Source organism: Cellulophaga sp. 3_MG-2023 (assembly GCF_030546975.1).
Classification (GTDB): domain Bacteria; phylum Bacteroidota; class Bacteroidia; order Flavobacteriales; family Flavobacteriaceae; genus Cellulophaga.
Window position 1 is genome coordinate 84432 of the sequence record NZ_JAUOPS010000007.1, and the last position, 17031, is coordinate 101462.

Annotated in this window: 10 protein-coding genes; 1 reads left to right on the top strand and 9 read right to left on the bottom strand. The window is 34.0% G+C overall.

What is annotated here, in order from left to right; translation table 11 throughout:
* Positions 1-135: 135 nt before the first annotated feature.
* The 7 genes from Q4487_RS15010 to Q4487_RS15040 all read right to left on the bottom strand — a co-directional run bounded on the left by Q4487_RS15010 (position 136) and on the right by Q4487_RS15040 (position 13060).
* On the bottom strand, positions 136-2784 hold the full coding sequence (locus Q4487_RS15010) for a PQQ-binding-like beta-propeller repeat protein (RefSeq protein WP_100896510.1): 2649 nt from the start codon (positions 2782-2784) through the stop codon (positions 136-138).
* A 137-nt stretch (positions 2785-2921) separates the two neighbouring features.
* Positions 2922-3386, bottom strand: coding sequence for a hypothetical protein (locus Q4487_RS15015; RefSeq protein WP_100896511.1), 465 nt, complete (start codon positions 3384-3386; stop codon positions 2922-2924).
* 28 nt (positions 3387-3414) lie between these two features.
* Positions 3415-5220: a RagB/SusD family nutrient uptake outer membrane protein gene (locus tag Q4487_RS15020; protein WP_100896512.1), complete on the bottom strand. Its 1806-nt coding sequence runs from the start codon at positions 5218-5220 to the stop codon at positions 3415-3417.
* Positions 5221-5239: 19 nt separating this feature from the next.
* Complete coding sequence (locus Q4487_RS15025) at positions 5240-8338, bottom strand: TonB-dependent receptor (RefSeq protein WP_100896513.1); 3099 nt, start codon at positions 8336-8338, stop codon at positions 5240-5242.
* A 223-nt stretch (positions 8339-8561) separates the two neighbouring features.
* Positions 8562-9983 carry a carbon starvation protein A gene (locus Q4487_RS15030; RefSeq protein WP_303544125.1) on the bottom strand — a complete coding sequence of 474 codons (1422 nt, stop codon included), beginning with the start codon at positions 9981-9983 and terminating at the stop codon, positions 8562-8564.
* A 9-nt stretch (positions 9984-9992) separates the two neighbouring features.
* Positions 9993-11132: a hypothetical protein gene (locus Q4487_RS15035; protein WP_303544122.1), complete on the bottom strand. Its 1140-nt coding sequence runs from the start codon at positions 11130-11132 to the stop codon at positions 9993-9995.
* The gene (locus Q4487_RS15040) at positions 11132-13060 is read right to left on the bottom strand and encodes an FAD-dependent oxidoreductase (protein ID WP_303544120.1); all 1929 of its coding nucleotides are present in this window, start codon (positions 13058-13060) and stop codon (positions 11132-11134) included. Before Q4487_RS15040 ends, Q4487_RS15035 begins: the two co-directional genes overlap by 1 nt.
* 167 nt (positions 13061-13227) lie before the next feature.
* On the opposite strand from Q4487_RS15040, the gene Q4487_RS15045 reads away from it, so the two are divergent.
* Positions 13228-13857 carry a chloramphenicol acetyltransferase gene (locus Q4487_RS15045; RefSeq protein ID WP_303544117.1) on the top strand — a complete coding sequence of 210 codons (630 nt, stop codon included), beginning with the start codon at positions 13228-13230 and terminating at the stop codon, positions 13855-13857.
* A 64-nt stretch (positions 13858-13921) separates the two neighbouring features.
* On the opposite strand, the gene Q4487_RS15050 is transcribed toward Q4487_RS15045, so the two are convergent.
* Positions 13922-15502: a sulfatase gene (locus Q4487_RS15050; RefSeq protein WP_303544114.1), complete on the bottom strand. Its 1581-nt coding sequence runs from the start codon at positions 15500-15502 to the stop codon at positions 13922-13924.
* A gap of 3 nt (positions 15503-15505) precedes the next feature.
* Entirely contained in the window at positions 15506-17029 is a 1524-nt protein-coding gene (locus tag Q4487_RS15055) for a sulfatase (RefSeq protein ID WP_303544111.1), read from the bottom strand.
* Between the last annotated feature and the right edge of the window lie 2 nt (positions 17030-17031).

Here is a 17031-nt window from a genome sequence, read left to right on the forward strand (position 1 = left end):
TGTAATTGTATAAAAATAATTTATAAATGGTAGTAATTGGGTGTTTGTTTACTATTTAGTATCAAAAAAAATTCTCCTTTTACACTAGTTTGTAGACGCTAGTATAAAAGGAGAAAATAAATAATTGTTAAGTACTTAATACGCTACGTCTATAAAACGCATAGCTCCTGCTGGTACTGTTATTTCTATTTTATTGTTGGTTGCTGTTAACTCTTCTTTAGATAAAATATCTACTATTTGTTTGGGTGTTTTGTGAGTAAAGGTTACGGTAACTTTTGTGTTTTGTGGGTTTATATAGTTTGGGTCTATTAAAATTAAGCGTGTGTGGTTTTCATCTAATTGTATAGCGCTCCATGATGCTCCAGAGACTACAATTGGCAACTGCTTTGCTCCTTCTGCTACTTTTGCTTTTATAACTGCACCAAACTCTTTTGCGGGTACTTTGGCTCCGTTTTTAATACCTACTTTGGCTGTAGATACAAAATAAGGTTTTCCTTGTTTTTCAATTAGTGTTTTTGCCTCTAAAGGTGCCACAGGTACCATACCGTTTGGTAGTACTGGCATATAGTTTAACCACCTATATTTTACACCCAATGCAGCGTTAGAAAAATCGTGCTCTGGTATGTTTACGCCTGCCCAATGCATTTGTGCATAAGAAAATACGGCAGCATCATCTGTTGTGCTGTATTGTTTTAAATCATGGTGTGTATCTACGGTGTGTATTAGTTTTTCATCTACGTTTTGTATTAAATGCCATGCACTAATAGACTGCATGTCTTTTGGTGCTACTACAGGCAACACGCCAGATTTCATTAACGCAAATAAAATATTTAAGCCTGGTTCTTCTGTAAATGGGTTGTTTGCCACTACACCATACCTTGCGCCATAGGCTGCCATTAAAGTACCTTGTCTTAAATAAGGAGATATAGAGCGCTGCCCACCTGGAGAAAGTGGTCGCCAACTTGTTGGGTTGTCGTCTATTAAACGCATTGCAAAATCGTTTACATAACCGCTAGACTGCATACCTACACGGCCTGCTAAATTAAGGTCTTGAGTTCTGTTGCTTGTATCCTCGGAGGCTGGTACTAAAATATCGTTATACTTTTTAGAAAAGAACATCTCTTTCCATAAAGGTAAGTGAGACGTTGCTGCCCAAAACATATTTTTGTACCTAAAATACAATTTGGCTCTATTATTTTTTCTGATTGCTTTTGCCAATCTAGGCATATACTCTCTTACAAAATACTGTACTCTTGGGTCTTCTACATTAGCCATTTCTGCGTACACAAAGCCATAACAGGTGGTTGGTGCTACTTCTAATATTTTCTCTAAGGTTTCTATTTGTATGTAAAAAGGATCGTTACCGTGGCCTGCCCAAAAAGTAAATGGTTGTCCTTTAGCCTCAAAATCTCTTGCCATTTGTACAATGTCTTCTCTAGAGTCTTGGTATTTACCACGCTTGTCTTTTTTAAGTGCTTCTTTGCCTATAATTTTAACCATACCAGAACGCTCTGTGCTTTCTTTTGGTGATCTTTGTATTACAAACGTTACGTTGTTTCCGTTTAAGTTTGCAACCTCATCATCTATTTTTTTAGAGGTAATCATTACCCAATCTTTATCAGATTTTTGTTGGTATGCTGGTAGCTTAAAATTTAATGTTTGTTGGTATAGTTTGGCTAAATTTTCTTCAACCTCCAACATTCTACCTTGTTTTTTTTGGGTTGTGTTCCACCAGTTATTTTTAGCAACATTAAAAGTATATACTGCATTACCGCCATCTACCTCACCTGCCGCAAATAAATTGTTTTTACTTGGTATGTACGTAATATCACTATACACTTTGCCTTTGTATTTTTCGCCTGCTGTAGCAACCACCTTACCTTTGGTATCTAACACATAAATTATGCTCCCATGCTGAAACATTATTTGTTTGTTTTTTGTCAAATATGCTCCTTTGCTGTGTGCATACCTCTGTGTTCCTTTTTTACCACCACTACTATATTCTATTAACTGATTAAAGTTAGCGTCTAATGCAGTAAAGAATGGTTTAAAAGAAGTATCTCCAAAAATTAAAAGATCGTCTAAAGCATCATTATTAATATCTGCTACAACAAAATCTGTAAGCATAGATTTACTTAATAGTTTATGCTTTTTGTTTTTATAGTCTAAGCGCCTAACAACCTCTTTAGTATCTGGATTTAAAAAACCAAAAAAGTCCCATCTAAATTTATCGTGCACATAGGTCATTACAAAAAGACTCTGCTTGTCTTTTTCTATAAAATTACCAGACATTAGTTTACGTACTACGCCATCTATTTTTGTGGTAGAAACTAAACTGCCTTTAGCATTTAGCTCATACAATTTATAGTTATTACCACCTGCAAATATTTGTGGTTTTCCGTTGTTTACAACAGCAACCTCACTAAACCTAACTTTATCCTTTGGAGTAAACGTCCAAAGAACTTTTCCTGTACTGTTGTAGCAGTAAATAGAGCCGTTTGCACTTGCCGCTATAAGCTCATCTTTACCATTATTTGTAATATCTGCAGCTACTATTTTAAATAACACAGCAGGGTTTTTAGTTGGTTGACTCCATAATTTTTTTCCAGAGAGTGTGTATGCAGCTACGGCACCATCTAACTCTGACACATATAAAATTTGGTCTTTATTTACGTTAGCTACAATAGCGTTACGTATGCCGTTGCCTTCTGTTATAAAGTTTTGTGCGTAAACACTACCTAGCATTAACATAAATGCTAGTATATATATAAGTTGGTTTTTCATTTTTAATAGTTTTGGTTAAAAAAAAGAGCAATGATTTTTTCTTAAAAAGTAGTACTATTTAAGAACATCATTACTCTTAATACAAGATAACAAACATACGTTTAGCTCCTATTTCTAAACATAATACATTCTAATTTTTACTTTATAAATTCAGAAATTACTAAGGTCCAAACTTTACTAGAGTCATCTGCGGCTGTAACTTTATACTGCATTGTATCTGCACTAAAGTCTGCCACCTTACCAAGTGTTGGTGCACTACCTACCGGTGCTATGGTAGCCGCCGTAGAAATATCTGTATACCCTACAATTGTGCTTAATGTAACATTATCCCTAACTGCCGCAGAAAAATCTGCATTGGCAGCTGGCACAGTTATAATACAGTTAATTATAGCGTCTTCTGTATTAATCATTGTTTCTGTAGGTAGTTGTATTACCTGTAGTTTGTTATTGTCTGTAGTGTCATCAATCCACCTATACTCAAACTTAAAACTTGTAATTTCTGCATCACTAAAGGCAGGCAAATCATCTAAACCAGATTTTAAACAAGAAGTACTTAGTATACAAAGTAACAGTACCAATATATGTGTTATAATTTTTTTCATAAGAAATATACTTTAATATGTTAGTAGATTACCAACCCGGATTCTGGTCTAGTAAATCGTTTAAAATTCTTTCGTTTTGCGGTACTGGAAACAAGTAACGCTTAGGACTAAATCTTTTCTTTTGGTTTCCTACTTTTAGTATTACTGGTTTTCTCTCAAAAGATTTTCCGTCTTCAGAAATTTCAAAATAAGTGTATTGCTTATCATTTAATTCTGATATTACACCACCACCATCTTCTTTACCCCAACGTAAAAGAGACCAATATCTATCATTTTCAAAAAACAATTCTACTCTACGTTCTATCTTATACATATCCCAAGCTTGCGTGCTTGTAATACCAGTAGATAGTGCAGGTAATTTACCGTGTACAGTTCTTGTTTTGTTTATATACTCTACCGCAGTAGATACATCATTTAAGCGTAATAAAACCTCAGCATAGTTTAAATAAGCTCTACCCAAACGCATTGCTACTTGGTGGTGATTTGTAAAAACAACGGCTTTATACCCTTCAATATCTTCATAAATACCTTTGCGTAAAAAATAACCAGAAATTGTAGATGCCTCTGTACCTTTTGTACTTTGAGCGTAATGCATATTACCACCTACTCTAGTAGTTACTGTGTTAGAAAAGAATTTAGAAGAATCTTGCACTATTGATGCATAAAAACGTGCATCTCTGTGTTCATTATAAATAGCTTCTGACAAAAAACCGCCAGTATTTAAATAGTCTTGATAGTAACTAGTTTGGTCCCACTTTTTGGCAACACCATCTGTATCTGCAACCAAATAATCATCTACTAAATCTGCAGAAGGCATACAGGTTGTCCACCCTAAAAACGATTCTTTTAACTGTGGTGTGCCTGTTGTTTTTGCAACCTCCATATTAGGCATTGTACGTTGCATAGGTGTTAATACACACAAAGTAGCATCTATATTAGAATACAGTCCTAAAATAATACCAGATGAATTTAAGCCAGTATCATAACTATTAAAAATAGCCCCATAATCATCATCTAAAGCATAGCCTAAACCAAGTAAATCTTCACTAGCTTTTTTAGCTATTTTGTAATAATCGTCTTTACCAGTTTCTACATACGCTGCACCGTGCAAAGCTACTTCTGCTAAATATGCATATGCAGCACCTTTAGTTAAGCTACCTGGTTCTGCATTATTAGCCAATGGCAAATCTTCCGCTGCCTCTTGCAAATCTTTTATAATAAAATCATACGTTTCTTTAATGGTTTTAGAACGTGGTAACTTTAAATTGTCTTCTTCTGTTAACACCTTATCTACAATAACATACTTACCAAATAACCTTGCTTTAGAAAAGTACATTAAAGCACGTAGCATTTTACCTTGTGCAATTAAACCTGGTTTAGCAGATTCTTGTATTCCTTCTGATGCTGCTACTTTTTCTATAATTAAATTACAGTCTCTAATAACCTCAAAAGAATTTTGTTTTATAGGTGCTTTTTTACCCAGTGGTGCATTACCATAAAAGTAATACGAGTTATTTTTTGCCCAACCAGCATCATAAAACTGATCTATAAGATCTAATGCTATTTTGTTGTTTTTAACTAAAACCATATTGTCTGTAAAATCGTCTACACCAGCGCCTCCACCTTTTGGGTCTGGATCTAATGGATTTACCATTAGTTCTGGTATTACAGATGCGTAGGTATTATAAACAAAGCCTTGCGCTAAGTTATAATCGCTCCAAACATCTAGTTCTGTATACTTATCTAGCGGTTTAGTTTCTAAAAGATCATCATCACATGAAAAATTAGTAAAACCTAGTATAGCTATTATTATATATGTTGATATTTTCTTCATTGCTTACTTTTTTACGTTATTAAAATCCAACAGTTAAACCCAATGAGTATGTACGTTGTACTGGGTAACCGTAACCTACAATACCTGCATTGCCTTGTACTTGTTCTGGATCAAAAAAATCTTTTACTGGAGATACAGTAAACAAATTGGTTCCGTTAATAAACATTCTAAATGTTGATAAGCCTTTTGCATCTGCTAACAATGTCTTTTTAAAATCGTACCCAAGCTGAAGGTTTTTAAGTCTAAAGTATTTTGCATTTTTTAAGAAATAGTCTGATGGGTTACTAATAATATCATTATTACCACCATTAACACCAACACTAGTTGTTGGTCTAGGATACAATGCATTTGGGTTATCTGGCGTCCAATAATCTAACTGGTACACATACGTTAACCTTTTGGCCTCTGCTGCTATAAAACGATCAAAACCAATGTACCTATCTCCTGTTCCTTGGAACAAACCAGACATAGACCAACCTTTGTATTTAAGTTTAAAATCTATACCGTAAGTTCCGTGTGGTATAGAAGATTTTCCTAGCAACCTTTTATCTTGCTCATCTACTTTACCATCTCCGTTAGAGTCTACATAACGTATATCTCCGCCTTGTGTTTGTGTAGAACCCAATAACCTAGGATTATTTATAAGGTCTTGACCACCTTGGTATAAACCATCTGTTTGGTAAACTGCACCACCTTGCCAGTAATCTGTACGGTGTGTTTGTCTTGTGTAAGGGTTGTATAAAGTAGCCTGGTCTTCTGTATCTAACTGTTCCCATAACTGATCAAAATACGAGTAATTGGCACCAACCTCATACTGAAAATCTGTTCCTTTACCACCTTTGTACCTTAAACCAAGCTCAAAACCTGCTCTACGCTGTGCAGAGTTAGACCTTACCTGTGGTAAATCTTTACCTAATGGCTGAGAATACACATTTTTTGGACTTACTAAAAAGCCAGTAGTTTTGTAATTAAAATATTCTATAGTACCGCTTAACTTATCACCCATTGATGAAAAATCTAAACCATAGTTAAAAGATTCTCTTGTATACCAAGTAAGCTCGTCTGGTTTTACCAAGTTACCTTCAGAATAACCATTTACTAGAGCATCACCAATAGTATAAGCACTAGCTTCTAAATTATAAACAGGAATATAACCAAACCTATTTACACCTTGTGTTACCCCTGTTTTACCGTAAGATGATCTTAGTTTTAAAGAATTTATTATGTTTTTTTCTTTAAGTGATTGCATAAAATCTTCCTCTGTAACATTCCACGCAAATGAAAATGCCGGAAAAAATCCCCAACGTTTCTTTTCTGAAAAATTATCGTTACCATCATAACGACCACTTAATTCTAAAATGTACTTATAATCATAATCGTACTTTAATCTAAATACATAACCTGCATTGGCACCTTCTCTTTCACTACCATCATTATCTTTACCAATTGCTGGCCCTGCAAATAATTGGTCTACTGCTCCAGAAATATAATCTCTACGAGATGCTGCTAGGTTTGCTGCAAAATTACTAGCTCTGTTGTATACAAAAGTTGCATCTATACCGTGTACGCCAAAAGTACGACCGTAAGATATGCTTGTTTCTAAATAAGTACTGGTGTTGTAATATGAAGATTGACTTAATGCTGGTGCTTTTTGTGGTGCTATAGAACCGTCTTGCATATAAAGTGGTACATTGTACTCCCATAATTTGCCCCAACCATCACCATCTCTGTAGTTGGCCATTGCTCCAAGTTTTAAACCTTCTACACCAGGTACTTGCCACTTAAGACTTAACTGTGTGTTTATAAATTTATCTCTTGTTCTATTATAACCTGCATCCGGATCTATTAATGCTAATGGATTGTCTCCGTTACCACCACCTGCAAGTGTACCGTCTAAATTATAACCTCTGTACAATGCACTTGTATTTTGGTTTACAGCGCGCCAAATACTAAACATTCCTGGGTAAGGCTCTTGGTATTTTTCTAAACTTGCATTTACATTTAAGCCTACTTCTAAACCTAGCTTTTCAAAATTAGAGGTTAGGTTACTTCTAATATTAAAACGCTCGTAGTTTACAACATCTTCTTTTAAAATTCCTCCTTGGTCTACATATCCTAAAGAAACAAAATAGTTTGCCTTTTCATTACCTCCATTTAAAGATAAATTATGGCGTTGCTCTGGTGCAAAATTCTTTAATGTTAAGTCTAACCAATTATTATCTGGGTAAGTATCTAAATCTGCATGCGTACGTATTGTTTCTAATTGTGCATCAGAATATGGTACCGGTAAACCTTCATAAGCACTTGCTCTATTTTGTACTTGTGCGTACTGGTAAGAGTTCATTTGCTCTGGTAAAATTGTAGGTTCACTAATTTGGTAGTTGTAAGAGTAGTTGATATTCATTTTACCATCCTTACCTCTTTTTGTTGTAACCAGCACAATACCATTACCTGCTCTAGAACCGTAAACGGCAGTTGCAGAAGCATCTTTTAAGAAACTAATAGATTCTATATCGTTTGAGTTAATGGCGTTAAAATCTTGTTCTCCTAAAATAACACCATCTATTACGTATAGTGGACTGCCACCACCACGAATAGATACAGACGGTGAAGCTCCTGGGCCACCTCCATTGTTTTGTACAATAAGACCTGCAACTTGACCTTGCAATGCCTCACCAACATTCATATACGGAGTTTGCTCTAACTTTTCTGTATCTAAGGTAGATACAGCGCCTACCATTTTTCTTTTGGTAGATGTACCGTAACCAATAATTACAACCTCATCTAACTGAGCAGCATCTAATTCTAATGACACATTTATAGCTGTTTGCCCGTTAATTGCAACCTCCTTAGTTTTAAAACCAATATAAGAGAATACTAAAGTAGTAGCGTCACTAGGCGCGCTAATACTATAGTTACCGTCAAAATCTGATACAACACCTATAGTTGTACCCTTTACTAACACATTAGCCCCTAACAATGGCATACCATCATCTGTAGAACTAATAACACCTGTTATGGTTGTTTTTTGCCCATAAGCACTAATACCAACCAACAACAGCAACACATAAAGTGGCAGCTTCCACTTTGTAGCGTTTTTGAGTTTGTTTTTTTTCATTTTTAAGTTTTAGTTGTTTTAAAAATTAAACATCTATTAACACGTATTGTTAATTTGATGTTATTTCTAATATCGAAGGTATTGACTTTCTATTTTTTTTTGTATTCAATGGTAAATAATATGTGCATATTAGTACAAAAGACTGTTTGCTAGATAATTAAAACAAAAATCTAATTATAAATACAGTATTATTAGCTATAAGAAAGTGAGTATAAAAATAGTACTATGTACTGCGTATTATTGTTTTTTTGGCATAAAATAAAACGGTTACCCCTATAGATACCAGTATACCTATACTATATGACAAGGTGTAGTTTAACATAAAACCTTCTGGTGCTACCAATATGTATGTAGTTACTACGGCAGACATAAATGCGGCAGGTAAAATTATAAACCACGTTTTTTTACCCTTATTTTTCATATATACTGCTGCTGCCCATAAAACTATAGTTGCCATTACCTGATTAGACCAACCAAAATAACGCCAAATAATAGCAAAATCTACCTTAGTAAGTACCACAGCAATAACAAAAAGCGGAATGGTAACTAACAATCTTTTAGACAGTTTAGTTTGATTTATTTTAAATGAATCTGCAATTGTTAAGCGTGCACTTCTAAAGGCTGTATCACCAGATGTTATTGGTGCTGCTACTACTCCAAATACAGCTAAAATACCACCTACTTTACCTAGCATAGTATTGCATATTATATTTACCACCCAAGCTGCATTATGGCCATCTTGTGCCATTGTCTCTCCCAACTGACTAACACCACCAAAAAACGACATTGCCACTGCTGCCCAAATTAAGGCTATAATACCCTCTGTAACCATTGCACCAGCAAATACCTTTTTCCCATCTGCTTCATTAGAAATACAACGTGCCATTAAAGGCGATTGTGTTGCATGAAAACCAGATATTGCTCCGCACGCAATAGTAACAAACACTAACGGAAATACAGGAAATATATCTGGATCTGAGTGCATATTTTGTAAAGTAGCAAAACTAATTTCTGGAATAGTAAAATCTTGAAAAATTAATGCTCCAAATAAGCCAAAAGCCATAAGTAATAAAGATAATCCAAACAATGGGTATACTTTACCAATAAGCTTGTCTATAGGTATCATAGTTGCTAAAATGTAGTATAAAAATATAATTATAACCATTGTAGATGCGCTAATACCTGTAAGCTCTTGCAATATACTTGCTGGTCCTTTTACAAAAACAACACCTACTAAAACTAGTAGTACCACGGCAAAAATTCTCATAAAATGTTTAACGCCATTGCCCAAATACTTGCCTACTATTTCTGGTATACTTTGTCCGCCATGACGTATAGACAACATTCCGGAAAAGTAATCATGTACTACGCCTCCAAAAATACACCCAAAGGTAATCCACAAAAAAGCTACTGGTCCCCAAAGCGCACCAGATATAGCACCAAAAATAGGTCCTAAACCTGCTATATTTAAAAACTGAATTAAAAATATTTTACCTAGCTTTAGCGGTACAAAATCTACACCATCTTCCTTTGTTATTGCTGGCGTTTTACGGTTTACATCTATGCCAAATTGTTTTTCTACATAGCTACCATATATAAAATAACCAAGTACTAAAATTACTACACAAATTACAAAAGAGATCATACTGGTTTTTTAAAGTTGATTTTTATGTTTTTTGGCAAAGCTGGCAAGTATATTTTTTTGTGATGCAGTTAAGTTCTTATCTTGTAAAAACCAATAAACGTTTCTAGATATTAGAATATCTTTTTGCAATAATGGCATTAATTTGTTTAAGACTTGTTTACTTACAGCAGCATTGTTTTTTTGCAATAAACGTAAAAATAAAGACATTTCTTGGTACGTTACCTTTGATGATAAAATTAAGCTTACATCTGCTAAATATGTGCTACTTAACTCTAAATTAGAATGCAATAAAGAGTTTAGCACTGCAATTTTAAGCTTAGAGTTGCCTTTTGTTATAAATGTTTTTAAAGTAGATAAGTATACTGAAGAATTGTTTTTTTCTAGATATTGAACAGAAGAACGAATTAACTGATCATTAACTAATGTTTGTTTTTTTACAGCTTCTACTATGCTTTTAGTATAGATTTTCTGATTCTCTAGCTGAGTTATAGCAAACAATTGTTTTTGAAGATTACCACTATTTAAATAAGCAACATATTCCTTGCTTGAAAAATTAGAAGCTGTTACCTCTTTTATTTTTTCTACTACTGCACCATGTGCCCAATGCCAAAGTGTATAACAAGTTAAAGAAGCACCATCTACCGTGTCTTCTTTATTTAGCTCTAACAAAGTTTCACCAGCAACAGCATCTACAATATCGTGAGATTTTACAGTGGTTAAAATTTCATCAATTCTAATACTCTTAAAAGGAGAGTCAATATCTAAAAGTATTTTTTGCGTTTTAATATAATCCTCTTCTGTGTATGGTTCTCCTTCATACTTTTCTAAGGCTACACCTTTTGCTAATTCATATTCTTGATACTCTCCAATGGTGTTCCAAATAATACGCACAGGAACAATTTTACACAGATTCTCATAACAAATTACAGATTCTACATCCATATAATAAGATACTGCTAAGTTATTTTTGCCTTTTACTTCTACAAGTACTGCATCTTCAATATTATTTTGTCCTTTACCAGGGTGGTGAACTTTTATATGGTGCTTTATTTCGTTTTTAGACTGTACTAAGTGCCTTTTAGCACTTTTATCAGTAAATAAAAGTGCTAAAAAAACAACTGTAATTATGTAGGTATATCTTATAAACATTAATAACAACGAACTTCAAAAAGTTTGATATTAGGATCACCATACGTATCATTAAAAGTAACACGTATTGCATTGGTTTTTAATGTACTAAAATTAACTTTCACCAAACGTGTTCTGTTGTCTTTAACTTCTGCTATGGTTTTCCAACTCCCTTTTTCTCTTGCTTCAATTTTAAAAGATTTCACCAATTCTGGTGGTACACCAATAACCTGACCTTTATTCTTTGCCGGATTTTTGTGCATCATCATTTTACGTTGCAAATTGGTATCAAACTTAAACTCTACGCTAGATAATTCTATATTCTTTTTCCACTCTAACTGCAATTCTGCTTGTAAACCGTCTGCTTGCCAATGGTGTATTTTTTCTACCTCATCTCTACCAACACCATCTACTAAGTTTTTTACATCACCAGAAATTGTAGAAGAACCAAAAATTGCACTTGCCAGTTTAGCCTTATCGTTTTTATCATTTGCTGGTCTGTTTGGCAGGTAAGAGTCGTCTCTTAACAACTGTTCTTGCAAGTCGTTTATGTACTTTTTACCTATTTCTCTAGGTGTAACTTTATGTTGTACACACAATGCAGAGGCCGTACCTACTGCTTGCCCCATTAATGCACAAGTAGCAATAATACGTGATGATGATAACGCCATATGTGATACACTAACATTACGACCAGCCATCATTAAATTACTTACATTTTTAGAGTATAAACAACGAAAAGGAATCTCATAAACTTGCTTAAACCTAGAATGAAAATAACTAGCTGGCTCGGTTAAATTCTCTATTCCTCCAGGGCAATGCTCATCTAAAGACCAGCCACCATAGGCAACAGTATCATTAAAGTGGCGGTATTCTTCCATATCTGGTTGCGTTAAAATATAATCTCCCATAAACCTGCGAGATTCTCTACGCCCTGGCACAGAACCTATCCAATCTAAAGCTATATTTTCTGCTTCAGGAAAATTACCCGAATTTTTTATATGATCCCAAACACCATAAAAACGCGCTAGCAGTTTGTGTTTTATTTCTTCTCTTTCTCCAATAATATCATTATTGCTACCAATTTCTACCCACCAAAAGCCTTCTTTAACTTGTTTAATTTTACGGTGCTTGTCTTTAAAAGCAGTCTCGGCATCAAAAGGAATTGCATATGCTGGCGGATTAAATTTTATAGGTCTACCCATATCCTTAGTCACCATCATAATACAATCTCCCATTACCCAATTATCTGGCACATCTGGGGCAAAAGATTCTCCAAATTCCTCTTTGCCTTCTCTACCAATTCTGTACTCTGCACCTGCCATAGCAGCCATTAAACCATCACCAGAAGAATCTATAAATACATCTGCATTAAATGTATATGCCATTTCTGTTGTGGTTTGTCTAGCAAAAACAGATTTTATTTTATCGCCATCTTTAACGACATCATAAGCTTGTGTATTTAAAAACAACTCTAAATTCTTTTCTCTTTTAACAAAGTCATAAAGTACATGATCCCAAACAGGGTAAGATTCTTGTTCATTAAAGTACCAGTTTTCAATAAGCATTTCTTCTAAAACACCTGTTTCTCTTTCTACAATATGTTTATTTTTTAAGCTCTGTACACCGTTCACGGTTACTCTAATTTCACTAGAAGCATTACCACCAAGTACTGGCCTGTCTTGTATTAAAACTGTTTTATTACCCATTCTAGCAGAAGATACTGCTGCACAAATACCTGCCATACCTGCACCTACTACAACCACATCTGCTGTAATTGTTTTTTTTCTATTTAAATGAAATTGTTGTCCGTTTGCATCTGTATTCCAATTAGGAGCAGCTACATCTTCTGTGTTTGATGTTTGTGCTGTTAGTTCTCCTACTATTGGTAACATACTAGCTGCTAATACTCCTTTTGTACTTGTTTTAAAAAACTTTCTTCTTTCCATTATATAATGCTAAAATGTTGGTCTGTATTATTTACAGGAACAAATTACTAGTTCTTATAAAAAGAAATGTTTTGGTGCGTAATTATAATGTAGTTATGCGTACCATTTGTTTATTTACAAGCGCTAATTACCATTTATCTTTATTATTTTTACCTAAATTTTTTAGTATGACAAAGACTTTGATTGCCATTAATGAGTGGAATAGAAAAGATCATTATAATTTTTTTTCTAAGTTTGATGAGCCATTTTTTGGTATTACTGTTACCATAGATTGTACTGTAGCATACAAAAAAGCAAAAGAACAAAACACGTCTTTTTTTCTTTATTATTTATACCGTGCATTAGAAGCTGCAAACCAAATTGAAAATTTTAAATATAGAATTATAGATGATAAGGTGTATTTATTTGATACTATAAACGCATCACCAACCATAAGTAGACCAGACAATACTTTTGGTTTTTCTTTTGTAAATTATAATGAAGATGAAATTACTTTTAGAAATAACGCTTTAAAAGTGATAAAGAAGGTACAAGAATCTACAAGCTTATTTCCTGGTGAAGATGACAAAATTAACGTAATACATTTTTCTGCTTTACCGTGGTTAAACTTTAGTAGTATGTCTCATGCAAGAAACTACAAATATCCAGACAGTTGCCCTAAAATATCTTTTGGAAAAATAATAACTACAGACAATACAAAAACAATGTCTGTCTCTATACACGCGCATCATGGCCTAGTAGATGGCTACCACGTTGGTCTTTTTGTAGATAAGTTTCAGGCTTTATTAAACAAATAAAATCCTTGTTATCACATTTTACTGCGCTAACAAGGATGTATTTCTTATTTGTATGTAAAATATTTTAAAACTCTAAAACCGAATTTGGAGGTAATGGCACCTTATTTTGTTTACGCCATTGTACCAATTCTGCTAACATTGTATTGGCAATATCTTTATTAGAATCTACTAAGTTAGTAGACTCAGACGGGTCATCATTTAAGTTGTACAACTCTAACTTACCATCTGCTAAAAACTGAATTAACTTGTAGTTGTTTTTTCTGATTACAGAACAAGTACCGTGTTTCCATTGGCTAGCCAAATGCCAAAATAAAGGACGATTTGTAAATTGCTCATCATCTTTAGTAAAAATTGGAGTAATAGAATTACCATCTAACTCACCGCTATAATTTTTTATACCAGCGACGTCTAAAAACGTAGGGAAAAAATCTAACGCAGTTATGGCTTCTTTACTTCTTCTTGCCTCTACTTTACCTGGCCAGTTTACCAAAGCAGGTACTTTTATTCCGCCTTCATAAATATAACCTTTAGCACCACGTAGTAAATCATTTTTACTTTGTCCGCCATTATACCCGTTATCTGATGTTAAAATTATCATTGTATTTTCTCTAAGGCCATTATCATCCAAGTATTTTACAATTCTGGCAACGTTATCGTCTACAGATTCTACCATAGATGCATAACCAGCATAATGTTCTTTTCTTTTTATTTTAGCAGCAATACCTTGCCCTGTAACAGAATCTACCTCTTTATTTAAGTATTTTTGATACAACTCTTCATTACGTTTTCTAACAGGTGCGTGCACTGCATAATAATCTAAATTTATAAAGAAAGGTTCATTTTTATGATCTCCAATAAACTCAATAGCTTCATCTGTTAACCTGTCTGTAAGCCATTCATCTGTTGGCTTTTGTTCTATAAACGGATTGCTAAATGGTGCTATATAACCACCACCTACGCTTTTATATCCGCCAGGTTCCAAAGCAGGATCTCCACGGTAAGTACCCGCTACATTTTTTATAAAACCACGACCTTCTGGGTAGTACTGCTGTATTTCTGGTGTTTTATGTTTTGCCACCCAACTATAATCTCCCGGATCTGGTTGAGTAAGTTTCTGTTGTATAGGAAACGTCATTGCTCTTTCCTTTTCTGGATAAGGACCTACAATATGCCATTTACCAATGTGTATTGCCTTGTAGCCAGCATCTGCTAATGGTTCTGCAAAAATGGTATGCTCCTTACCAACTGTCCACCTAGAAAAAATATTTTCTTCTGCAGTACCTTTTTCTAAAACTGGCACAGTGTAAACACCAGTTCTAAAAGACTGTTTACCTGTAAAAATTGCAGTTCTAGATGGTGAGCACGTTGGGTACATATAGGCATTATCTAACACCAAACTTTCTTTTGCCAAGGCATCTAAATTTGGAGTTTCATAATAGTTAGATCCGTTAAAACCAACATCTGCATACCCTAGATCATCAACCAAAATAAAAACAATATTTGGTTTTTTACTTTCTGTTTGTTGTGCTACCTCTTTGCCTTTAGTTTCTGGTCTTTCTTTACAAGAAAAAGCTAAAAAAGCAATAAAAAAGCAGGCTACAATGGGATGCCTAAAAACATTTTTTTTTAAATGTATCTCTATCATATATTATTTTAATTTAAATTGATCATATTCAGGATTTACTTTAGCATCTTTAAACCTTGGTCTATCCTTCCATAAATCATAGGTTGCTTTTAACTGTTTAACATCTTCTGGGTATTGCCCCTTATCGTCTGTATTTTGTATCCAATTTTCTAATTCAGTTCTGTGTTCTGCAAGAACAGCTGCGTATTCTAATTTTTCAGCTAAATTATTCATCTGGTGCGGATCCTGTTTTAAATTATACAACTCTTCCTTTGGGCGTATACCAAACCAATGTTCTTCTTGATATGGGGTTAATTTACCTTCTTTATGTAATTTTTTAAAATCTTTTACTATTGGTTTATTATCTCTATAACCCGCTTGTAACATTGGTCTTTCTGGGAAATAATTACGAATATATCTAAAGTCTTTAGATACTACGGTTCTTATCCTATCTATAGTATAATCACATCTATCTCTTGCTCCAATAACATATTCTGGGGCATTGTAATCTTTTGCTAATAAATCTTGCCCATCTAAATATTTTGGCAAAGAAACTCCTCCCATGGCAAGGGTAGTTGCAGATACATCTAAAAGTGAAACTAAGTCATTACTAACTGTACCAGCATGTATTGCAGGATGGTTACCTTTAATCATTAATGGTACTAGCATTCCGCCTTCGTAACAAAATTGTTTATGACGTAAAGAAGAATTACTTCCATGATCGGAAAAGAAAAATATAATTGTATTCTCTAATTCTCCATCTTTTTCCAACTGTTTTAAAATCTTTTCTACAGTAACATCAGATCCCCTATTGGCATTATAATGTTCTGTCCAAGCTTTTCTCTGCGATGGAATATCTGGAAAATAAGGCGGTAGAGGCACATCATTATCTGCCAGCTTTTCACCATCGCGCACATATTTAGCATCTTTTTTTCCTCCCATTATTTGTACCTGTCCAAACCATGGTTGGTTTTTATCTTTTCTTGCACTCCAAACTCCATCGGTAACAGACATGTAATTAACTGCTTTGTTTCCTTGCCAGCCGTTCATTCCTGGTTTATAATCCTTTTCATTACCTACTGCATACAAGGCTTTACGATTGTAATGAAAATTATAATCGTCTTTACCAGAATTAAAAACAAAATATCCAGCATCTTTCATTAACTCCGGAATAGTCTTCATTCCTTCTGGTAAATTAATTCTAAGTTCTTCTGGTACAACTTCTCCATCGGTAGTTCTGCTAGATCTATGGTTATGTGTTCCTGTAGTTGTTTGCATAACACCAGTAATTAAGGCAGATCTACTTGCAGAACATACTGGAGCTGTGGCATATGCACGAGTAAATAATACTCCGTCTTTTGCAAATTTATCTATTACAGGTGTATGTCCAATATTAATAGAATCGCCATAACACCCCATAAATGGAGACAAGTCTTCTGCAACTATCCAAAGTATATTTGGTTTTTTTACAGCAATCTGCTCTTTAGATTTACATCCAAATAAGCATATAAACCCTAATAAATAAAGTGATAAAATTATTTTTTTCATTT